The organism is Acidisphaera sp. L21, from assembly GCF_009765685.1.
Classification (GTDB): Bacteria; Pseudomonadota; Alphaproteobacteria; order Acetobacterales; family Acetobacteraceae; genus LMUY01.
Window position 1 is genome coordinate 1 of record NZ_LMUY01000025.1, and the last position, 20,217, is coordinate 20,217.

Genomic DNA, 20,217 nt, shown 5'->3' on the forward strand with positions numbered 1-20,217 from the left:
ACCGGGATGTCCCCGGCTAGCAGCGACCGGACCAGCAGCAGCCCTATGCCATCCAGGTTGAACAACAACTCGATGGCGATGAACCCCTCCAGAAACTGCATCGCCAGCACCGGGGCGTAGGACAGGATTGGCACCAATGCCGGGCGTGCGACCACGTGCAAGGCGACGCGCCACGATGCCACCCCGCGCATGCGGGCGAATGTGGAGTAGGGCGCTGCCATCGCGCCCGCGACCCCGTGCCGCACTATCCGCGCCAGGCCGGGTGCCAGGCTGCACGCTAGCGCTACCGCCGGCAGCACCAGCGACCGGGGGGAGTCACTGCCTGCGACCGGCAGCCAATGCAGTCGGATGGCGAACACCGCCACCATCAGCGAGCCCACGACGAAGGATGGCACCGACGCCAGTAACGCGGCGGCCGAGGCAACCCTCCGGTCCAGCCCCGATCCAGGCGCCATTCCCGCCGCCAAGCCGGCCGGCACCGCCAGCATCAGCGCCACCAGCACGCCCAGCGTGCCCACCAGCAGCGTAACCCGAAATCGCGGGGCGATATCCTGCATCACCGGCCGATCCGTCACCAGGGAGCGACCGAAGCGCCCGGTGGCGGCGTCACCAATCCAGGCGGCATATTGCGCCAGCACCGGCCGGTCCAACCCAGTGGTGTGACGGATCTGCGCTAGCGTCGCGTCGGTAAGCGCGCCTTGGCCGTAGCGGCCCACCGCAACCCGCACTGCCTGGTCGCCCGGCATGGCCTGCAGGGCGACGAAGCAGAGCGTGGCGACGGCAAGTGCCACCAGCGCGGCCTGCAGCAACCGCGCCAGCAATGGCCGGACTAGGCCCATCGCAAATCTTGCAACAGGTAGTTTTGCTCGTACGGGTCCAACACGAAGCTGTCGGCCGCGATCCGGCTGGAAACAGAGGCGTTGAGCTCCGTCCAACTGACCGGGATGACCGGCAACTGGTCCTGCAACGTCTTTACGATGTCGAAGCGCAGGACGGCCCGGGTCGGCTCGTCGAACGCGGCCAGATAGCGCTGCACCATGTCCCGAAGCTTGGCGTCGACGAAACCTGGTGAACTCCAGACCGGGCGGTCGCTGGCGAAATCTGGCAGCATGGTGCCGATCGGGTCCGGCACGTTGACGTAGGTCCGCGACACCAGCGCCGTCTGCAGCGACCCATCGCGCACCATGCCGGGCAAGGAACCGGAGGGACCGGGCTTTACCGCAATATCCACGCCTATCTCGCGAAACTGCGCCTGCATGGCCTGCGCCATCAGCGGCATTTCTGGCCTGTTGGAAGGCACCATCATGTTGAATCGCATGATGTCTCCGCCTTTTGCCAGGATGCCATCGGCGCCGGGCGTCCAGGCCGCCTCTGCCAGCAGGCGTTTGGCAGCCGGACCATCGCGCTGCAGGGATGGCAGGGTCGGATCGTGCCAGCCAGCCATGACGGGGGGCAGCAATTGCGTAGCCGCGTCCTGCGGGTGACGCAAAACGGCAGTTGCGATGCCGGGCCGGTCGATCGCCAGCGATAACGCGCGACGCACGCGCAAATCGGCAAATTGCGGCATGCGCAGGTTCATCGACATCATGCGAGCCCGCGGGATCGTGGCGCGGACCACACGTGTCGTGCCAGACCGGTTGATCGTTTCTGCGGCCTGGGGCAGCAGAGTGAAGGCGACGTCCACCTCCCCCGCCTGCGCCATGTTGGCACGCGTTTCACCCAATACGACGGCCGTGTAGCGAAGCTGGGAGATGCCAGCTTGCTTGCCCCAGTAGGCTGGGAACGCCTCGGCTTCGATGACGCGTGCGCCATCCAACCGGGTGATGCGGTAGGGGCCGGTGGCGATCTGGCGCTGCGGCCGCCCGGCCGCATCGTAGGATGACGGGGAGAGGATGATACCCGCATAATCCGTCAGATAGCTCGGCAGTGAGGCAAAGGGCGCCGTCGTGCGGATCAGCAGGGTGCGATCGTCTTCTGCCCGCAACTCGCTGACTGGAATGCCGGACAGGCTTTCCGCATCGGCGCGCACGCGGTTCAGCGTCCACGCCACATGCCCGGCGCTGACCGCCGTGCCGTCGTGGAAGCGTGCGTCGCGCAGATGGAAGCGCCAGGTCAGGTGGTCGGGATCGACCGCCCACCGATCGGCCAACAGCCCGACGAGGTCGCCGTTCGGGCGAACCCCGACCAGCGTCTCGGCGATGCCCAACCGGCGTAGGACGTAGCCGGTTTGCAGCGGATCCGGACTGTCGAACTCCCACGGGGAAGTCACACGCAACACCGGGTCAGCCGCGCGGGCGGACCATGCTGGCAGGGTGGCAGCACCGGCCAGGAATAGCCGGCGGCCGAGGTGCGGCGCGTGGAACTGGGTACGCAGCATCTGCGTGGCAGGCCGCTGGGGCTGCCGATCGAAAATCGTCATCACACTCCTATGCCCGGTGCATCCCGCCCGGTGTTGGACCAAACCCGATGACGGCAGGTCTCCTGGCTCGCGACGATCCGGGGCACATGGCCCTGGGTTCCGTCTCCCCGTCTTCCCGGACCAAGGGTCCAGTGACGTGCCGAAGGGGCGTTGGGGATCAGAGGCGTCGCTTACAGTTGCGGGAGCAGCCGCCGATTTATTTCGCACCCGGCGCGGGCACAAAACGCACGGCATTCCCTATTAACCCGCTTTCGCGGGACCGTCGGGCGCGACCCTAGGGGCAAGCCGGGCCGCGACGCAAGACCGCGTCGGTTTCAGCCGCATGGCACCGCTACCGTGCGCCCACCGCGTTTGGAGCCCGACCAAATTTGGCGCCGCGGCGATGCCGGGCCAGGCGATTGAGCAGGATATCTGCCGTACGTTCGACCTGTTGATGATATCTGCCGTACGTTCGACCTGTTGATGTAGTCCCGACGGGCTACGCTGGCGCCAACGCGATCGCCTGGCGCAGCGCCTCCAGCAGGCTCCGCTCGTCGGCCATGCCGGTGCCTGCGATGTCGAAAGCGGTGCCGTGGTCGACGGAGGTGCGGATGACCGGCAGGCCGACGGTGATGTTCACCCCCGCCTCCAGCCCCAGCACCTTCACCGGACCGTGGCCTTGGTCGTGATACATTGCGACGACCATGTCGAAATCGCCCCGGCCGGCGCGGAAGAACAGCGTATCGGCTGGAAGTGGCCCCTCCACATCCCAGCCACGTTCCCGGCAGGCAAGAATGGCGGGGGTGATCTTCTCCGCCTCCTCGCCGTGGCCGAATAGCCCGTTCTCCCCGGCATGCGGGTTGATGGCGCAAACGCCGATCTTGCGCCGGGGCAGCCCGGCCTTTTCCAATACGGAATAGCCGCGGGCGATGGTGCGCTCCACCAGCCCGGGCTCGATCCTCCGGATCGCGTCCAGCAGGCCGATATGCGTCGTTACGTGGATGACGCGCAGGCCGGGCGCGGTCAGCATCATCGACACTTCGGGCGTCTGGGTCAGCGCCGCCAGGATTTCGGTGTGGCCGGGATAGTGGTGGCCGCCGGCGTGCAGCGCCTCCTTGTTCAGCGGTGCGGTGCAGATCGCCGCAACCCGGCCCTGTGTGGCCAGCAGTGTCGCGACCTCGATATACCGGAACGCAGCGTTGCCCGCGATTGGGGAGAGACGGCCCCAGGGCAGATCCGCTGGGATCAGCGCCAGGTCGATGCAATCCACCACGCCGAACTGGCAGACCGCTTCCTCCACCGTGGCGACGGCGTTCACCGCCAGTGTGCTACCCACCAGCGCACCAGCCGCAAGCAACCGGGCGGAATCGCCGATCACGATTGGACGGCATCGCTCGTAAAGATCGCGATGCGCCAGGCTTTTCATGATGATTTCGGGACCGACGCCAGCGGCGTCGCCCATGGTGATCGCAACGATGGGACTGGCCATGTGGCACAGTGCAGTCCCCGTCCCTCCCGTGTAAAGCGTGCGTGTGCCGGCCAGTCCCGGGTCAGTGAATGGTGTGGGTTCCGCTGACGACGTGGCGGATGGACGCGGGCAGCACGGAGCGTGGCGTGTGCGCCGCTCGGTCGGATCCGGACAGATTAAACCCACCGGCCGCCAGCACCAGCCGCAGCCGCGCTCCGCTGTCGCAAATGGCTCCTGCAGCACCCGGCGTCACCATGCCCAGCAATTCCAGCCATTGCAGGTCGCGATGCACCGGCGCCTGCATCACCAGGCGCAGCAAGACCTGCTCGTCTGCTGAGGTTTCGGTATTGCAGGTGCAATTGATCTGCACCGCGCGCGTGACCCCGTTGGACAGCGCCCACATCAAGGCATCCACGCAACCCGCGGCCTCGACCACGCCCAGGCTGGACCACATTTGCCCGATGCGGTCGTCGACCTTGATCCGCCTGGTGTAGCCGATCACCCAGGCACGCATCGACCAGAGCAGCGCACGCTCGACATCGCGGGCGTCGACGCTGGTTTCAAGGAAGCTTTGCTTGTTCATGCAGTTCGTTGCTCCGTGTTGGCAGGCGAACTGTAAATGCAACTCATTCGCAATAGCAAGCTACGATCACAAAGTCGCTGCAATGGCCGTGCCAGGCCGGGATTTTCTTGACGCGGCCCGGCTGGCTTGCTGGGTTGGGGTCGGTCATCGTGCGGGAGGAAGTCTATGCCGTTCGACGGGTCTGACTTCGATCCCCGGCCTCCCCGTGGCCGCCCTCCGGTTAACGAAACGGCGATGACCGTCGCGGTGGTGCTGTTCGCACTCAGCATGCTGATCATGCCGATTTCGCTCGGCGGGTTGGTGGACATCATCCGATATATTCACGGCCACCATTAGCGGATTGCCACGCATCTACCTGGTTAACGTGTTCGCAGCCGGTGCCCGGGACTACTTGGAGGACGCGGCTACCGGCATTGCCGCCGCTGCGTTGGTGTTCCGGTTGCTGGCGAACGGGATGGCCGCAGCGGATGACCAGCCGATCCGGATTCGTCAGGGCCGCGCAATGGGCCGCCCGTCCGAAATCGCGCTGCGCTTCCGGTTGGATGCGACGGGGCACGTCGATGGCTGCTGGCTGGGTGGGGTTGCGGCGCTCGCCTAGCGCCGTTGCGTCGGCCCGGACAGTCGGTAAGCTCGCGGCTCAGTGTTTGGAGCCCCGCCCATGAGCGTCACCGCGGATGTCGTCGTCGTTGGCTTGGGCGCGGTTGGCAGTGCTACCCTCCACCGCCTGGCCATGCGGGGCGTGCGTGCGATCGGGATCGACCGGTTTCACCCGCCGCATGACCGCGGCTCCACCCATGGCGACAGCCGCATCACCCGGTTGGCCATCGGCGAAGGCGCTGCCTACGTCCCGATGGTGCAGCGCTCGCACGAGATCTGGCGGGAGTTGGAGTCGCAAACCGGCGAGACGCTATTTCAGCAGATCGGCATGCTGATCATCGCCGAAGGCGACGGCGCGCCCAGCCATGGACAGGCCGGGTTCCTGGGCAGCACCATCGCCATCGCGCAATCGCACGACATCCCGCACGAATTGCTGGACAGCGCGGAGATCCGCCACCGCTACCCGCAATTTCAGGTGCGCGATGCCGAGCGTGGGTATTTCGAACCCAGCGCCGGCGTGCTGTCGCCGGAGCGCTGCGTCGCGGTGCAACTGCGCCTGGCTCAATCCTTGGGCGCAACCGTTCGCACGGGCGAGACGGTGCTGTCCATCACCCCCAGCGGCAGCGGCGTTGCGGTGGAGACCGACCAGGGCCGGATCGAGGCCGCGCGGGTGATACTGACGGCCGGTGCGTGGCTCCCAGGCTTGGCAGGTGGCCATATCTCCCGCGTGACCAGCGTCGAGCGCCAGACCCTGCTGTGGTTCGAGACCGACGAGCCCGAACTCTACCACCCGGCACGCTGCCCCGTGTTCATCTGGCAGCATGGCCCGCGGTTGGAGGATTACCTCTACGGCTTCCCCTTGCTGCCAGGCACGTCCGGCGTAAAGGCTGCGACCGAGCGCTACGCCGGCCACACTCACCCCGACGAGATCGACCGCGTCGTGTCGGAGGAGGAAGTGCGCACCACCTACCAACTGCACATCGCCAGCAAGCTGCGGGGCGTCAGCGACCGGTTGGTGAAGGCGGCGACCTGCCTCTACACCGTCACCCCCGACGCGCATTTCATCGTCGACCGGCTATGGGAGAACGACGCCGTCATCGCCGCCTCCGCCTGTTCCGGCCATGGGTTCAAGCACTCCCCCGCCATGGGCGAGCACCTGGCTACGCTGGCGACCGAACCGGCGGCCGCCTACGAACCCGCCTTCGCCCTTTCCCGGTTCGGCGCGGCGGCCTGATCAGGACCGCCGGACCTCGGTGAACAGGATCAGCCCCTTCAACATGTTGGTCAGGTTCGCCTTGTAGGCAGTCGGCTGGTCGTAGGAACCGAGCGGTAGGAATGGCACGTCCTGCCAGGCCTGTTCCTGCAGCTTGCGGGAGATCGCCAGTTGCTCCTTCGGGTCCTCGCTGGCCAGCCATTGGTCGCGCAATGCCTCCAGCTTCGGCGCGGTGGGCCAGCCATTATAGGCGTCCAGGCCGTTGCCGCGCAGCAGGTTGTTATTGCCGGGCGAACCCGCGTCGATCCCGCCGGTGAACGAGGCGAACATGCTCCAGCCGCCCTTGTCCAGCGGCTGCTTGCTGATGGAGCGTTGCACCACTGTGCCCCAATCCGCTGCCACCTGGTCCACGTTCATGCCTATCTTGCGCAACATGTCGGCGCCCACCTCGGCAATGGCGTTGATGCGCGGCACGTCGGTGACGGAGAGGTAGACGACCTTTTCGCCCTTGTAGCCAGCCGCCTCCAGCTCTTTTTTCAGGGCAGCCGGGTCGTGCTTGCCGGCCATCACGTCCATGCCGGCATCGTTCGCCATGTCCGAGTGCGCGCCGAACACGCCGCACGAGGCGAAGGTGCTGTTGCTGCCGACCACGGCGGTCATGAACTCCGTCTGGTCCACCGCCTTCAGCACCACGCGGCGGATCGCGGAGTTGTCGAACGGTGCGAACAATTCGTTGAAGCGAAGGAACGCCACCAGGCCACGGGTTTCCGCGACCTCCAGCTTGATGCCCTTCGTGGCGCGCAAGCTGGGCACCAGATCCATCTGCGGCTGCTCGACCCAATCCACCTCGCCGCTCTTCAGCGCCGCCACCTGTGTCGCCGGGTCGGGCGTGGTCAGCCACTCGACACGGTCGAAATACGCCACCCGCGGCCCGGCGCAGAACGAGGGCGTGCCCTGCGTGCGCGGCTTATACCCGGCGAACCTGGCGTAGACGTTGCGGGAGCCAGCCACGCGCTCGGCGTTCAGGTAGCGGAACGGGCCGCTGCCGATGATCTCCGGCAATTGGGTGCTGGCGGGGGTCCGCGCCAGGCGTTCCGGCATGATGACGGCCATGGTGTTGGTCGGGTGCGCCAGGGCGTCGGCCAGCAGGTCGAACCGGTGTTTCAGCTTGAAGTACACGGTCTTGTCGTTGGGCGCGGTCATCTCGTCGGTCGCGGCGAGCACGGCTTGGCCGAACGCGTCCCGCACACCCCAGCGCTTCACGCTGGCCACCACGTCGCGGCCCAACACGGGCGTGCCGTCATGGAACATCAGCCCGTCGCGCAGGGTGAGCGTCCAGAGCTTGCCGTCTTCTTCGACCTTGAAGCCCTCGATCATCTGCGGCTGCGGTTTGCCCGCCTCATCCAGCGAGAACAGCGTGTCGTAGACCATCATGACGTGGTTGCGGGTGACGAAGGCGGAGGTCGCAGGGTCCAGCAGGGCCAAATCGGCATAGGGGATGAACTTTAGCGTCGTCGCGGCCTGGGCGCGGACCAGCGCCGGGGCGGCAAGCAGGGCAGCACTGCCCGCGATGAGTTGGCGTCGGCGCATGGTGGCTCTCTCCCGATCTGCACCGACGCAGAAACGCAAGAACCATGCCGGACGTCACCCCGGCAGTTGCATCAATCGTTGCCCGGCGCGGATCATCGCACCCTCCCGGAGGCTTTCGCACAGGCTGAATCCGGCGGGGGCGAAGACCAGGATGGTGGAGCCGTGTTCAAACCAGCCCATCTCGTCACCTTTTTGCAGGGTGGCATCGCAGGCGTACGCGCGACGGGGGAGGTGGCGGTGTTCCAGGGGAAGGTCCAGGAAGCTCAGCCGGATGCCGGCCACCAGAACCGCAGCGACGGTGACCAGCGTGACATCATGCCCGGCCATGGCGGTGCGGATCAGCGCCCGCTCGTTCTTGCAGAACAACCGGGCGACCCGGCGGAGCGTCACCGGGTTCACGTTCCAGACGTCGCCGAAAATATGGGTGACGGCGGAGACTTGGCAGTTGTACGGCGCATGGAAGCGATGATACATGGCCGAGGTCAAGCGTAGGGTGACAAACTGCCCGCCCTCCACTGCTGCGGCGTGCGCGGCGTCGCCAAATAGATCCTGCAGCGAGTATGGCATGCCCTTGATCTGCAGCACCTCGCCCGCCCGGACCGTGCCGCATGCGCCGATGATGGCGTCGCACGGGCTTGCCAGGATCGCCGGGTCGGCGTCCACGGGGCGAGCGCCCGGTTTCAGGCGGCGGGTGAAGCATTGGTGCATGCTGGCGTAGCGCGTTTGTTGCGCGTCGCTCAGGTCGAGATCGGTGAACATGCGCCACACCCCCAGCGACACCGCACAGACCAGCGGATTTTCGATCTTGCTGAACCAGCCGATGAGGCTCGTGAGACGGCGGCGCGGCAAGCCGTTGGTAAGCAGGAAGTTCAGCCCATCCTGCTGCACAATCTTCATTAGGCCGGCTCGGATCGACATGGGATGAATGCGCTCTTGTCTCTGAAGGGTTTTGCAGTGTTGGCGAATCTGGCGACGATGGTGCCCTACGCGGCTGGCAGTGCCGTGGCACTCGGTGCGTTATTCACCAGGGGGAAAGCGCGGCTGGAATTGTCGCGGGCGAAACACCGCTCGCTGACCGGGCATGCGAAGATGTCGCGCCGGGTCGCGGGGCTGATCCCGTTCTACGAGTTTGACGAGACCCGGTTCTTTCGCTGCGATTCGCCGACCGACGCCGTCGCGGCGCAGCGGCGTGAGGGCTTCATGGCCTTGTCCCGGCTGTATGCCGAGCGATTTGCCAAGACACGCGCGCAGACCGCGTCGGTTGCAGACGGCCTGTCCGACCTGCAATTCACCGGCGCATACCGCGTTCCGTTTCAGTTCAGCCGTATGGTCCGTCAGCATTTATCGGCCGGGTCGTTCCTGAGCGCCTCCGCAGGTGTGACACTCACGGACCTGGACGGAAACACCTTCTACGACCTGACGGGGGCGTATGGTGTGAACCTCTTCGGACAAGATTTCTACAAGGCGTGCATCGCCGCTGGGGCCGCGAAGGTACAGGAATTGGGCCCGGTGCTGGGCGCCTACCATCCTGTTGTCGCCAGTAACGTGGCGCGACTGCAAGCGATATCCGGGTTGGACGAAGTGTCGTTCCACATGTCCGGCACCGAGGCGGTGATGCAGGCGGTGCGCCTGGCGCGCTACCACACGCGCCGCCGCCGCCTGGTGCGGTTCTGCGGCGCATATCATGGTTGGTGGGGTGACGTGCAGCCCGGGGTCGGCAACCCAACCCCGGCGCGCGACACACTGACACTGTCCGAGATGTCGGATCAAACGTTGCGTGTACTCCGCAGCCGCAGCGACATTGCCTGCGTCCTGGTCAATCCGCTGCAGGCGCTGCACCCGAATTCCGGCGCACCAGCCGATTCGGCGCTGGTCGATAGCGGTCGCAGCGCCGGATTCGACCGTGCGGCCTATACGAAATGGTTGCATGAGTTACGCACCGTATGCGACGAGCGCGGCATCGTGCTGATCTTCGACGAGATCTTTGTCGGCTTCCGCCTCGCGCCATTGGGCGCGCGCGACTATTTCGGCGTGCAGCCGGACATGATCACCTATGGCAAATCGCTCGGCGGTGGCCTGCCGGTTGGCGTGCTGTGCGGGCGTAGCGCGCTGATGAAGCGGTATCGCGATGACCGACCCGTGGATGTCTGCTTCGCCCGAGGCACGTTCAACTCGCATCCCTATGTCATGGGCGCGATGAACGAGTTTCTGGAACGGCTGGAAACACCGGAAATCCAAGCGTTGTATCAGGATGTCGACACGCTGTGGAACGATCGGGTGGTGCAGCTCAATCGCCGGCTGGCATCGGAAGAGTTGCCGGTCAGCGTCGCGAATCTATCGTCGATCTGGACGATCAGCTACACGCGGCCATCGCGCTACAACTGGATGCTGCAATATTACATGCGTGCGGAGGGCTTGGCGCTGAGCTGGGTCGGCACCGGGCGACTGATCTTCAGCCTGAACTACAGCGAGGAAGATTATGCAGCTGTGGTGGAACACATGCTCGCTGCATGTCGTGCCATGAAGCGCGATGGCTGGTGGTCCGGCCCGGCACGCAGCAACAAGGCCATCAAGCGGAGCATCCTGCGCGAGGTCGCGGCCGCCGCCCTGTTCGGGCGGCGGCCGCGAACCAGCCCCGTCAGCGATTGACGGGGTCGGCCTCGTACTCGCCGTATTCGGCGAGCGAGTGGTCGATGAAGTTTCCGTGCATCAGCGCTGCCGGTGCGCGATGGTAGAGCTTGATGTCGTGGAACGGGTCGGTGATGATCTTTGTCCCCCAGACTAGTCCCGTCTGTACATCCTTGATGATGAACAACTGGACGACGCGGAACAACAAGCCGCCAACGCCGATCACCAGCCACAGATAGCCGACGTGGCGTGCGAAATCCAACCAAGTGGCCGGCGCCTCGCACAGGCCCAGCATCGTCGGGTTGACGAGCGGCCAAAGCGGAGAGAGCGCCCAGATCGTCATCAGCACGATCTTGCGCTTCAGGTTGTAGCCGACCTTGATCTCCTCCTTGTATTCGTGCGTCGCCTGGTTCACGTGGTCATAGGTCTTCGGCTCGAACACCAAATGCCCGATCTGCCGGCTTGTCATCGATACCAGCCAGCCCAGCAGTGCGGCCAGCGCCGGTTCCTTGAACATCATCATATAGGCGCAAACGAAACTGACCGCGCTGAGCAGGTGCAACGCCTGATTGACCCGGCTGTGATGGTAATAGCGATGGTCGTCCCAACGCTGAATACGGAGGGTTTCGAAGAAGCCGGTCATCATCGATCCTTCTGGTGGGTCTCGGGTTGGGCGTCGGGAAGGCGGGCAATCCGGATCAGCGAGAAATGCCCCAGTGGCGGCAAGGCGCGCTTCTCCAGCAAGCTTACCTTCGGCGATGTACGCAGCCAGTCCTCGTAGCGCGCCCAAGAAAATTCGGTGCGGAACCCCAGGCGGCTGGTGATGGGCATGAGCAGCTTCTCGATCGTGCCACGCAGCCCGGTCTCCGCGCCGATGCGGGTGGTGATGATGATCGCGCCACCCGGCCGTACGACGCGGACGAATTCGTCCAGCGCACGTTCCGGGTTGGGGATGGCGGTGACGACGTATTGCGCCACGACGACATCGAACGAAGCGTCCGGGTAATCCAGGCGTTCCGCGTCCATCACGGTGATCGCCTCGACATTGTCCAGCTTCTGATTGCGGACCCGTTCGCGCGCCTTCTCCAGCATGGGCTGGGAAATATCGATGCCTACGACCCGGCTGTGTTTGGAGTAGCTGCCCAGCGACAGCCCTGTGCCGACCCCGACCTCCAGAATGCGGCCGCCAGTGATTTCCGCCGCGTCGACGGCGGCAGCGCGTCCCCGCCTGAATACTGGGCCGAACACCAGGTCGTAGACTGGCGCCCATCTGCCGTATGCTTCGGCAACCCCATCGGCGCTCATTACTATGGCCATACCCGATCCTTCGCTGACGACGCGCTTGAACGGGGCCGTAATGGAACAGTCATAATCCGACTGTGCTGCGGGTTGCCGGCTCAAGTGGAAGCGGAACCTCCATGAGCCGGCCATTCTGGTCAATCCCCAGACGCAGACAACCGCGCCTGGAATTTGTCATCGGTGTGACAGTTCGGCTTTCACCGGCGTGTAATGCCCAACAATACTGAGATAGGCTAACAAAACTGCCGGAAATCTGTCATCGTATGTTCATCGGTGCCGGAGGCGCCAACCCCCGGCACCTGGTTTGCGACTCCTACCGCGCCAGCCCGCGGATCGAGGCCGGCTGCCCCGGAAGTGGCATCACCGTCCCGGTCGCGACTAGGCGGCCGCCCGCGATGCGGAAGATTTGCAGGTTTTTGTCGATGTAGTTACCGATATAGACGTAATCGCTCTGCGGACTGAACGCCACGCCCTCTGGCAGGCCGCCCAAGGGTAGGCGGTTGACGACCGTGAGTTGGCCGCCGGCCCCAACCGACAGCAGCACCGCCTCGCCTTTCTTGGTGTAGTTCCAATCGGCGTATTTCCCGCCGGACCCCAGCAGCAGAGGCACCACCGCCCATTTGCCGTTGGGCGAGATGGCGAAACCCTCCGCCCCATTGCCCGCGGTTGTCAGGCCCGAGATATGCGGATGCGCTCCAGCGGTATCGATCACCGTCAGCGCGTCGGCGTTGCCAAGGCCCGCCCCGGTGCTGCTGGCGACGGCGAACTTGCCGTCCGGCGTAATGTCGATGTTGTAAGGGTTGAAGCCCACTGGCATGTCCAGCGACTTGTCATAGGTGACTTTTTGGCCGTCGATCGCTAACACGCCCACCCTGTTGGCGGTGTTCATCACGGCGAAGGCACGTTTGCCGTCGGGCGTCATCGTTACCGCCGCCACCTCGTTGGGCATTGGGATCTCGGCCACTGCTTTGACCGTGGTGCCGTCGATCGTCACCACCGATACACTCTTGCCGGCGCGGTTGGCGATCAGCACCAAATCCCCCTTGCGGGAGATGACCAGGCCGGACGGCTGCTTGCCCACCGTCACCGTGTCGATCAGTTTCGGCGGATTGGCAGCCAGGTCGATGACATACAGCTTGTCGTCCGGCGGGGACTTCCAAACGTCCCCCTCCTTGGCCGACCCGACAGAGTTGGCGACCAAGCCCAGCCGGCCGTTCGGGGTGATCTGCAAATTGGTCGGCGGCCCCAGCAGCGAGTTCACCAGGGGCAGGCTGGTGCGGATGCGCGGGCGGGCGGCGTTGGTAATGTCCAAGACCAGCACTGCATCGGCACCGGGCTGGATGTTTTGTTGCCCGTTGGCGTCGTAGCCGACCTTGGAGTCGAGCCCGATCAGCAGGTCGTTAGGCCCGGCCTTCGCTGCCGTGCCGCAGGCCAGCAGGACGCCTGCGGCGTACAGCGCCGGCAATCCATATTTGTAGTTCATTCGTGTTTCCCCATTTCCCGCCCATTTGCCGGGCGTTGTTGTGCAGCCAGGGGCAGCTTACCGACGCGGGTGGCGAGGGCAAGCCGGTTGGATCATTCCAGGAGCGGCAGCATTCCCGTGCCGTCCGACAGTCGCTTTTTCGAGCGGCTTGGCGCGGCGGGCGCCGGTTTGCCCTCGGCTTGGGCTCGCAACTGCAGCAATTCGTCCACGATGCGATCGAAGGTCTGCCAAAGCGGCTCGTTCCCCTGCCGCTCCTTCATCACGACGTTATGGGCAGCCAGGGTGATGTTCAGCGTGCCACGGGTGCTTTCGGGCCGCGGCATGCGCATCTGCACCAGCGCCTTCTCAACCTCGTCCATCGGTTTGCCCAACGTCTCGGCGATGGCGTGGGGGTCCATGCCGGACCGCCGCATCCGCCGAGCCTCCTGCACCTCTTTCGGGGACAGCAGGATCGGCGGCCGCAAGGCCTCCGTCCGCTTCGACATCTCCCCGGCGGCGCTGCCGGGTGCCTTGCCTTTGAATGCCATGGAACCTCGGATATGACGCGAAGCCGACAATTTGTGGCCCCCTGCGGCCGGCCGCAAGGGGTGCCGTGTCTACGCCGCCTGCGTCGTCATGGCTGGGCGGCGGCTTCGCCAATCCGTCGCCTGCTCGTACGCGTGGCCGACGCGGAAGACCAGATCCTCCCGGAACGGCTTGCCCGCGATCTGCAGCGAGACCGGCAGCCCGCCGGCGCCGAAGCCGGTGCAGACCGCCATCGAAGGATAGCCGGTCACGTTGAACGGCGCGTTCAGGTTGGGCTTGTCGAACGTGCCCCATTTCGGCATCCCATCGATCAACGGCGCCTCGCCAGGTTGGGCGGCGGTGATCACCACGTCCAGATCCGCCATGGCGGTCGCCATTTCCCGGCACAAATCCCGCCGGCGGCGAAGTGCGCCGATGTAGTCGGATGCGCTGATGAAGGCACCCAGCGCCACGCGGTCGCGAAACAACTCGCCATACTCGTAAAATCGGGTGGTGAGCCACGGCTCGTGCAGCGTGTAGGCCTCGGCGACCATGATCAAGAAGCAGCAGGCATGGTATTCGACCAGCGGCGACAGCGTCACGTCCGTCACGGTGGCACCCAGGCGGCGCAGCACGTCTGCCGCGTCGTTGATGCCGGCGATGGTGGCGGGACTGGCGTTGGCATCGGTTTCGTGGAAGTGGCGTATGATGCCCACCCGCAGGCCCTTCACGCCCTGCCCGAGCGCCGCGGCGTAATCTGGCACAGGCCGGTCGGCGCTGGCCGGGTCGGTCGCGTCATGGCCGGCCATCGCCTGCAACATGATGGCGCAATCCTCGACCGTCCAGCACATCGGCCCGGCATGGTCCAGCGTATATGCCAGGGGCAGGATCCCGGCGCGGCTGACCAGGCCATAGGTCGGCTTGATCCCCGCCAGGCCGCACAGGGCGGCTGGCCCGCGGATCGACCCGGCAGTGTCCGACCCGGTGCCCCCCAGCACGAGCCCGGCTGCCACCGCCGCCCCCGTGCCGCTGCTGCTGCCGGCGGTGAAATGGTCGGTATTCCAAGGATTGCGAACGGGCGGCCACGGCAAGTCGTGCGACGGACCGCCGAACGCGAACTCGTGCGTCGCCAGTTTGCCCATCATCACCGTCCCAGCCGCCGCCAGTAGGCGCACGGTGGTGGCATCCTGCCCGGGCACGTTGTGCTCCAGCAGGCGGGAGTGCGCGGTCGTGCGGATGCCGGCGGTCTTGTAGATATCCTTGTGCGCGATGGGTATGCCGTCCAGTTTGCCCAGGCCGGCACCCTTCATCATCCGGGTCTCTGCGGCCCGTGCGTCGGATAGGGCGCGTTCTTCCGTCACCAGCAGAAAACTGTGCAGCGCCGGGTCCAACCGCCGCACGCGTGCCAGGCAATCCTGCGTCAACTCCACCGGGGATAGCGTTCTGTCGGCAATGGCCTGTGCCGCGGCGGCGATGGTGAGGGGCGCACTCATGCCTTGTCCCCCGGGATGAAGATCAGCGCGGGCTCATCCTCACGCGGGCGGGGCTTGGTCACCAGGGCGATCATCGCCTCCAACTTGCCCACGACACTGAAATTTCGGCCTTTGTGGCAGCGTCGAGCGGCAGTTTCTTCCGCGCCACAGCGGCGTCGAACTCGGCTTCAGTCATGGGGATCTGGCTCCTGATCGCATCAGACGTTGCAACGCAATGCGGCATCGCACCATGCCGACCCTGCCCCAGGGGGCGCTGGGCTGTCCAGGGCTTGTCCGGACAATGAGCCTGCGGTGGTCATCCGAACGGTGCGTCTTGGGTGGCCTTGCGCATCGCTGCCGACACGGCCTTACTAGCGGCACAAGAAGCATGGCCCCATGACGGCCATCAGGGGAACGTTAGGCCCATGATCGACATCGGTGAGCAGGCCGCCCAGTGGCTCGACGCGTTCGGGGCTGCACTTGCCAGCTCCGAACCGGCACACGTCCTTGCGCTGTTCCAGCCAGACGCTCATTGGCGAGATGTATTGGCGCTGAGTTGGCGGTTGGTGACCGTGTCCGGCCCGCCGGCCATCGCCAACCTGTTGTGCGAGGCGTTGCCTGTGGCGAAACCCGGACATATCCGCCTAGCGCCGGGTCGCACGCCGCCCCGCCTCGTCACGCGCGCGGGGACCGAGGTGGTGGAGGCAATTTTTACCATCCAAACCACGTTCGGAGCCGGCAGCGGCGTGGTGCGTCTGGTGCCCGGCGCTACCGGCCTGTTGGCCTGGACCATCGTCACCACACTAGACACGCTGCCTAACCCGGAGGCAATGAAGCCGATCGACTACGCGCGCGACTTCGGTGGTGCCAACTGGTTGGACAAGCGCAGTGCCGCCCAGGCCTATATCGACCACGATCCGGCGGTGATCGTCGTCGGCTGTGGCCAGGCCGGCCTCGCCATCGCGGCGCGCCTGGGTCAACTCGGTGTCGACACGTTGATCGTGGATCGCGAACCACGCATCGGCGATGTCTGGCGAAATCGCTACCACTCGCTGACGCTGCATAACGAACGGCACGTCAATCACCTACCCTACATGCCCTTCCCCGACACCTGGCCGGTGTTCATTCCGAAGGACAAGCTGGCGCATTGGTTCGAAGCCTATGCCGAGAGCATGGAACTGAATGTCTGGACCGGGACCGAATTGATAGGCGGTTCCTACGACGACGATGCCGGGCATTGGCACGTCACGCTACGGCGCGCCGACGGCTCGCATTGCCGGATGCGGCCGAAGCACGTGGTGTTCGCGACCGGCGTCAGCAGCATCCCCGCCATCCCCAAGCTGCCGGGGTTGGAGGCGTTTGGCGGCACGGCGATGCATTCCGGCGCCTATACGAACGGCACGGCGTGGAAGGGCCGCCGCGCCCTGGTGCTGGGCACTGGCAATAGCGGGCACGATGTGGCGCAGGACCTGCACGCCAGCGGCGCCCACGTCACGATGATCCAGCGCAGCCCGACCTATATCGTGAGCCTGAAGGAAGCGCAGTCCGTCTACGCCATCTACAACGAAGGCATTCCGATCGCGGATTGCGACCTGCTGGCGACGGCGATGCCATATCCGGTGCTGGTAAAGGCATACCAGATCTCCACCGCCGCATCGCGCATCGCTGACCAGTCGTTGTTGGAAGGCCTGGCAGCGCGTGGGTTCCAACTGGATTTCGGTGAGGATGACACCGGGTTCCAGATGAAATACCTGCGGCGCGGCGGCGGGTACTATTTCAACATCGGCTGCTCCGACCTCATCGCGCAGGGCGAGATTGGGCTGGTGCAATACGGCGACATCGAAGCCTTTGAGTCCGATGGCGTGCGATTGCGCGACGGGCGCCGGGTCGCGGCGGATCTGCTGGTGCTGGCGACCGGATACAAAGCGCAGCAGGATGTCGTGCGCGCCACGTTGGGCGATATCGTCGCCGACCGCGTCGGCCCAGTATGGGGTTTCGACGAGGCCGGCGAGTTGCGCAATATGTGGCAGCCGACGGCGCAGGAAGGGCTGTGGTTCACAGCCGGCAGCCTGGCGCAATGCCGGATCTACTCCAAATACCTGGCGATGCAGATCAAGGCCCGCATCGCCGGGTAAAGAACGCCTACTTCAGCGGCGGCTCCACGCCCTCGGGCAATTTGTAGCGATCGACGTTCAGCACCATCGACACCAGGCTGTAATAGCCGATCGCTCCTATCAGATCGATCACGCCGGCTTCACCGAACAGCCCGGCGATCGCGGCGAAGTTTGCGTCGGACACCTGTCCGGAACCCAGTAGTTCCGTGCTGAACTCATACACTGCGGCCTCATCCGCCGTCATGGTCGCAGGCCGTTGTCCGACGGCGATGGCGGCGGGAATGGCGGGGTTCAAACCGGCCTTCAGCCCCAATTCACGATGGGCATAGAACTCGAACTGGGCCTTCCATTTGCGGCCGGCTAGCATGATGGCCATTTCATTCAGATGCGCCGGCAGGCAGCTTTGGAAACGGATATACTCGCCCACCTTCTGCACCCGGTCCGCCAATTCCGGGCTACGCAGCAGGGCCTTGAACGGCCCGCGAATACTGCCGCGCGGTCCGTCCATGATCGCGGCGGCGACCCGGCTTTGTTCGGGCGTCATCGCGTCCGGCGCCAGTGGCGGAAAACGTTCCTCGGTCATGATATCGGCTCCTTCAACCCGTGACGGCGACATACCCGCCATCCACCAGAATTTCCGTGGCAGTGATGTAGCCGGCCTCGTCCGACACCAGGAATAGCACGGCGTTGGCGACGTCCCAGCCCGTGCCCATCTTGCCGATCGGCACTTGCGCGTTGCGTTGTGCGATCAGCGCGGCGACGTTGCCGTCTGCCACTGTAGCGGCGAGCCGGTGCTCCACCAGCGGCGTGTGCATCAGCCCGGGGATCACGGTGTTCAGGCGAATGCCCTTCTTCGCATAGGCGATGGCGGTGGCGCGAGTGAACTGCACCACGGCGGCCTTGGTGGCGCTGTAGGCGACGTGGCTGCGGCCGGCATGGTCCCGCAGCCCGGCGACGCTGGACAGATTGACGATGGCACCCCTGCCCTGCCGCTCCATCACGGGGATCGCGTATTTGCAGCCCAGGAATACCGTCTTCAGGTTGTGGTCGACCTGCCGGTCCCACAACTCCTCCGCCATGGTCACCGCATCGCCGGGTGCGGAGCCACCAACATTGTTGACCAGGATGTCCACCTGACCGAATTGTGAGACGCAGGCCTCCACCATCGCAGAGACTTGCGCGCTGTCGGTCATGTCACACACATGGGTGGCGCAGGTGCCACCTTCGGCGGCGATCAGACCGCGCGTTTCCTCGACCGCCGCCGGGTTGATGTCCAGCGCGAAGATCTTCGCCCCCTGGCGCGCCAGTAGCACTGCCGTCGCCTTGCCATTGCCCCATCCTGGCCCGACGGACCCGGCGCCGGAGACGATTGCCACGCGGCCTGTCAGATCATGCATTTTCGCTCATCCTCCCGTCTAAAAAACCGGCGCCAGGCCCGCATGCAGGGCGCGATATTGCACCATGCGCGCGGCATAGGCGGCGGACAGCGCCGGGTCTGGCTGGATGGTCTCGGCCACGGCCGGCGGTTCGCACACGGCTTCCGGCGTCTCACCCGTGACGGCCATGCGTGCGAGCCGGGCCGCGCCAAATGCCCCGCCCTGCTCTCCTGCGGCCAGGCGTTGCAGCGAAAGGCCCAGTACGGAGGCAATGATCGCGATCCATTCGCGCGACCGCGAGCCGCCGCCGATCACCAGCGCCGTTTCGATCCGTGTGCCTGACGCGTGCAGGGCGTCCAGGCAATCCCGAAGCGAGAACGCCACACCCTCCAGCACAGCCTGGGTTAGGGACGGCCTACCGGTGTCATGCGACAGTCCGGCGAACGCCCCGCGCAATGCGCCGTCATTATGCGGCGTTCGCTCGCCACCAAGATACGGCAGGAACATCGCGTCACTGGGCGCGGTCGGTACCCCCATTTCTGTGAGCAGCTCCGCTTCGGATCGGCCAGCCACGCCAGCCCACCAGGCCAATGACGCTGCGGCAGATAAGGTTACGCCCATTTGGTGCCAGGTATTCGGCACGGCATGGCAGAAGGCGTGCACCGCGGCTTGCGGATACGGCAAGAAGCGGTCGGTCGTGGCGAACAGCACACCGGATGTACCGAGCGAGACGAAGGCGTCGCCCGGCCGTATCGCCGACAGTCCGACCGCCCCGGCGGCATTGTCGCCAGCGCCGCCGGCCAGTAGCGGCCGTCGCGTCATACTCCAGCGTGCCGTCAAATCCGGCCGCAACGTGCCACCGGGGGCGTTGCCCTCCACCAGGCGCGGCATGGCGGCACGGGACAGGCCAGTCGCGGCAAGCGCGTCGTCCGACCAATCGCGCGCGCCCACATCCAGCCACGACGTGCCGGATGCGTCGGACATTTCCTCGATCATCTCGCCGGTCAGCCGATAGCGCAGCCATGCCTTTGGCAGCAGCACGGTGCGGGTGCGGGCGAAGATGTCCGGCTCGTGCTTGCGCACCCATAACAGCTTCGGCGCGGTGAAGCCGGGCATGGCAATGTTGCCGGTGATCTGGCGCAGATTGGGCAGCGCCGCCTCCAACTCTGCGCACTCGGCTCCGGCGCGAACGTCATTCCAGAGGATCGCCGGGCGCAACACTGCGCCGCTCCCGTCCAGAAGCACCGCCCCATGCATCTGGCCCGACAAACCAATGCCCTGCACGGCCGCCAGTTGGCCGGGATGGGCACTGTGCAGCGCATCCACCGCGCTGGTCATCGCATCCCACCAGGCCTGCGGAGCCTGCTCGCTGAAGCCGGGTGCCGGCCGCTGCACTGTGAGCGGGACGGAGGCGCTGCCAATGATTGTCTGCGTGCCGTCCACCAGCAGAGCTTTGACGGCGGAGGTGCCGAAATCGAGACCGAGAAACATA

At 65.5% G+C, this 20,217-nt stretch carries 19 protein-coding genes and 1 riboswitch; of the genes, 5 read left to right on the plus strand and 14 right to left on the minus strand.

The genetic code is table 11. From position 1 onward, the window contains the following. The 4 genes from GSQ76_RS06535 to GSQ76_RS06550 all read right to left on the minus strand — a co-directional run. A partial coding sequence (locus GSQ76_RS06535; RefSeq protein WP_158743110.1) for an ABC transporter permease occupies positions 1 to 839 on the minus strand: 839 nt, incomplete at its 3' end. Next, positions 830 to 2,419, minus strand: a complete 1,590-nt coding sequence (locus tag GSQ76_RS06540; protein ID WP_158743111.1) for an ABC transporter substrate-binding protein — start codon at positions 2,417 to 2,419, stop codon at positions 830 to 832. The genes GSQ76_RS06540 and GSQ76_RS06535, both read right to left, overlap by 10 nt. Positions 2,420 to 2,453: 34 nt before the next feature. After that, positions 2,454 to 2,698, minus strand: a riboswitch (cobalamin riboswitch). Between the two features lie 199 nt (positions 2,699 to 2,897). Continuing rightward, positions 2,898 to 3,887 carry a 4-hydroxythreonine-4-phosphate dehydrogenase PdxA gene (gene pdxA / locus GSQ76_RS06545; protein ID WP_158743112.1) on the minus strand — a complete coding sequence of 330 codons (990 nt, stop codon included), beginning with the start codon at positions 3,885 to 3,887 and terminating at the stop codon, positions 2,898 to 2,900. A 61-nt stretch (positions 3,888 to 3,948) separates the two neighbouring features. Beyond that, on the minus strand, positions 3,949 to 4,449 hold the full coding sequence (locus tag GSQ76_RS06550) for a hypothetical protein (RefSeq protein WP_158743113.1): 501 nt from the start codon (positions 4,447 to 4,449) through the stop codon (positions 3,949 to 3,951). Positions 4,450 to 4,614: 165 nt separating this feature from the next. On the opposite strand from GSQ76_RS06550, the gene GSQ76_RS06555 reads away from it, so the two are divergent. From GSQ76_RS06555 to solA, 3 genes are read left to right on the plus strand one after another with little or no spacing between them, the layout of a single operon-like run. Beyond that, positions 4,615 to 4,785, plus strand: coding sequence for a hypothetical protein (locus tag GSQ76_RS06555; protein WP_158743114.1), 171 nt, complete (start codon positions 4,615 to 4,617; stop codon positions 4,783 to 4,785). Positions 4,786 to 4,789: 4 nt separating this feature from the next. Then, positions 4,790 to 5,047: a PhzF family phenazine biosynthesis protein gene (locus GSQ76_RS06560; RefSeq protein WP_216850932.1), complete on the plus strand. Its 258-nt coding sequence runs from the start codon at positions 4,790 to 4,792 to the stop codon at positions 5,045 to 5,047. A gap of 60 nt (positions 5,048 to 5,107) precedes the next feature. Further along, positions 5,108 to 6,280, plus strand: coding sequence for an N-methyl-L-tryptophan oxidase (gene solA, locus GSQ76_RS06565; protein ID WP_158743115.1), 1,173 nt, complete (start codon positions 5,108 to 5,110; stop codon positions 6,278 to 6,280). Here the strand turns inward: solA and GSQ76_RS06570 are convergent, their stop codons facing one another. Together GSQ76_RS06570 and asd are read right to left on the minus strand one after the other, a co-directional pair. Further along, the gene (locus tag GSQ76_RS06570; RefSeq protein ID WP_158743116.1) at positions 6,281 to 7,849 is read right to left on the minus strand and encodes an ABC transporter substrate-binding protein; all 1,569 of its coding nucleotides are present in this window, start codon (positions 7,847 to 7,849) and stop codon (positions 6,281 to 6,283) included. Between the two features lie 54 nt (positions 7,850 to 7,903). Further along, positions 7,904 to 8,746 carry an archaetidylserine decarboxylase gene (asd, locus tag GSQ76_RS06575; protein WP_216850933.1) on the minus strand — a complete coding sequence of 281 codons (843 nt, stop codon included), beginning with the start codon at positions 8,744 to 8,746 and terminating at the stop codon, positions 7,904 to 7,906. Positions 8,747 to 8,770: 24 nt separating this feature from the next. Between asd and GSQ76_RS06580 the strand changes: the two genes are divergently transcribed. Then, positions 8,771 to 10,498, plus strand: a complete 1,728-nt coding sequence (locus GSQ76_RS06580) for an aminotransferase class III-fold pyridoxal phosphate-dependent enzyme (protein ID WP_216850934.1) — start codon at positions 8,771 to 8,773, stop codon at positions 10,496 to 10,498. On the opposite strand, the gene GSQ76_RS06585 is transcribed toward GSQ76_RS06580, so the two are convergent. From GSQ76_RS06585 to GSQ76_RS06605, 5 genes are all read right to left on the minus strand, one after another. Further along, a complete protein-coding gene (locus tag GSQ76_RS06585; RefSeq protein ID WP_158743118.1) occupies positions 10,488 to 11,120 on the minus strand; it encodes a hypothetical protein in 633 nt (210 codons plus the stop codon). The two genes, GSQ76_RS06580 and GSQ76_RS06585, sit on opposite strands and share 11 nt — an antisense overlap. Next, positions 11,120 to 11,794 (minus strand): class I SAM-dependent methyltransferase, encoded by a 675-nt coding sequence (locus tag GSQ76_RS06590; RefSeq protein WP_158743119.1) that lies wholly within the window; start codon positions 11,792 to 11,794, stop codon positions 11,120 to 11,122. The genes GSQ76_RS06585 and GSQ76_RS06590 overlap by 1 nt, the downstream gene beginning before the upstream one ends. Positions 11,795 to 12,089: 295 nt before the next feature. Beyond that, the gene (locus GSQ76_RS06595) at positions 12,090 to 13,259 is read right to left on the minus strand and encodes a YncE family protein (RefSeq protein ID WP_158743120.1); all 1,170 of its coding nucleotides are present in this window, start codon (positions 13,257 to 13,259) and stop codon (positions 12,090 to 12,092) included. A 92-nt stretch (positions 13,260 to 13,351) separates the two neighbouring features. Continuing rightward, entirely contained in the window at positions 13,352 to 13,786 is a 435-nt protein-coding gene (locus GSQ76_RS06600) for a hypothetical protein (protein ID WP_158743121.1), read from the minus strand. Between the two features lie 69 nt (positions 13,787 to 13,855). Continuing rightward, positions 13,856 to 15,256 (minus strand): amidase, encoded by a 1,401-nt coding sequence (locus tag GSQ76_RS06605; protein WP_158743122.1) that lies wholly within the window; start codon positions 15,254 to 15,256, stop codon positions 13,856 to 13,858. A gap of 404 nt (positions 15,257 to 15,660) precedes the next feature. On the opposite strand from GSQ76_RS06605, the gene GSQ76_RS06610 reads away from it, so the two are divergent. Continuing rightward, complete coding sequence (locus tag GSQ76_RS06610; RefSeq protein WP_158743123.1) at positions 15,661 to 17,370, plus strand: NAD(P)/FAD-dependent oxidoreductase; 1,710 nt, start codon at positions 15,661 to 15,663, stop codon at positions 17,368 to 17,370. A gap of 7 nt (positions 17,371 to 17,377) precedes the next feature. Here the strand turns inward: GSQ76_RS06610 and GSQ76_RS06615 are convergent, their stop codons facing one another. From GSQ76_RS06615 to xylB, 3 genes are read right to left on the minus strand one after another with little or no spacing between them, the layout of a single operon-like run. Further along, positions 17,378 to 17,932: a carboxymuconolactone decarboxylase family protein gene (locus GSQ76_RS06615; RefSeq protein WP_158743124.1), complete on the minus strand. Its 555-nt coding sequence runs from the start codon at positions 17,930 to 17,932 to the stop codon at positions 17,378 to 17,380. A 13-nt stretch (positions 17,933 to 17,945) separates the two neighbouring features. After that, complete coding sequence (locus GSQ76_RS06620) at positions 17,946 to 18,746, minus strand: SDR family NAD(P)-dependent oxidoreductase (protein WP_158743125.1); 801 nt, start codon at positions 18,744 to 18,746, stop codon at positions 17,946 to 17,948. A gap of 18 nt (positions 18,747 to 18,764) precedes the next feature. Beyond that, positions 18,765 to 20,216: a xylulokinase gene (xylB, locus tag GSQ76_RS06625; protein WP_158743126.1), complete on the minus strand. Its 1,452-nt coding sequence runs from the start codon at positions 20,214 to 20,216 to the stop codon at positions 18,765 to 18,767. Position 20,217: the final 1 nt, after the last annotated feature.

Bases quoted from the DNA above. Each gene is read 5' to 3' on its own strand.
- asd (WP_216850933.1), bottom strand. From the start codon at position 8,746: ATGAAGATTGTGCAGCAGGATGGGCTGAACTTCCTGCTTACCAACGGC.
- GSQ76_RS06570 (WP_158743116.1), bottom strand. From the start codon at position 7,849: ATGCGCCGACGCCAACTCATCGCGGGCAGTGCTGCCCTGCTTGCCGCC.
- GSQ76_RS06605 (WP_158743122.1), bottom strand. From the start codon at position 15,256: ATGAGTGCGCCCCTCACCATCGCCGCCGCGGCACAGGCCATTGCCGAC.
- solA (WP_158743115.1), top strand. From the start codon at position 5,108: ATGAGCGTCACCGCGGATGTCGTCGTCGTTGGCTTGGGCGCGGTTGGC.
- GSQ76_RS06580 (WP_216850934.1), top strand. From the start codon at position 8,771: ATGAATGCGCTCTTGTCTCTGAAGGGTTTTGCAGTGTTGGCGAATCTG.
- xylB (WP_158743126.1), bottom strand. From the start codon at position 20,216: ATGTTTCTCGGTCTCGATTTCGGCACCTCCGCCGTCAAAGCTCTGCTG.
- GSQ76_RS06615 (WP_158743124.1), bottom strand. From the start codon at position 17,932: ATGACCGAGGAACGTTTTCCGCCACTGGCGCCGGACGCGATGACGCCC.
- GSQ76_RS06585 (WP_158743118.1), bottom strand. From the start codon at position 11,120: ATGACCGGCTTCTTCGAAACCCTCCGTATTCAGCGTTGGGACGACCAT.
- pdxA (WP_158743112.1), bottom strand. From the start codon at position 3,887: ATGGCCAGTCCCATCGTTGCGATCACCATGGGCGACGCCGCTGGCGTC.
- GSQ76_RS06610 (WP_158743123.1), top strand. From the start codon at position 15,661: ATGATCGACATCGGTGAGCAGGCCGCCCAGTGGCTCGACGCGTTCGGG.
- GSQ76_RS06550 (WP_158743113.1), bottom strand. From the start codon at position 4,449: ATGAACAAGCAAAGCTTCCTTGAAACCAGCGTCGACGCCCGCGATGTC.
- GSQ76_RS06600 (WP_158743121.1), bottom strand. From the start codon at position 13,786: ATGGCATTCAAAGGCAAGGCACCCGGCAGCGCCGCCGGGGAGATGTCG.
- GSQ76_RS06595 (WP_158743120.1), bottom strand. From the start codon at position 13,259: ATGAACTACAAATATGGATTGCCGGCGCTGTACGCCGCAGGCGTCCTG.
- GSQ76_RS06590 (WP_158743119.1), bottom strand. From the start codon at position 11,794: ATGGCCATAGTAATGAGCGCCGATGGGGTTGCCGAAGCATACGGCAGA.
- GSQ76_RS06540 (WP_158743111.1), bottom strand. From the start codon at position 2,419: ATGACGATTTTCGATCGGCAGCCCCAGCGGCCTGCCACGCAGATGCTG.
- GSQ76_RS06620 (WP_158743125.1), bottom strand. From the start codon at position 18,746: ATGCATGATCTGACAGGCCGCGTGGCAATCGTCTCCGGCGCCGGGTCC.
- GSQ76_RS06555 (WP_158743114.1), top strand. From the start codon at position 4,615: ATGCCGTTCGACGGGTCTGACTTCGATCCCCGGCCTCCCCGTGGCCGC.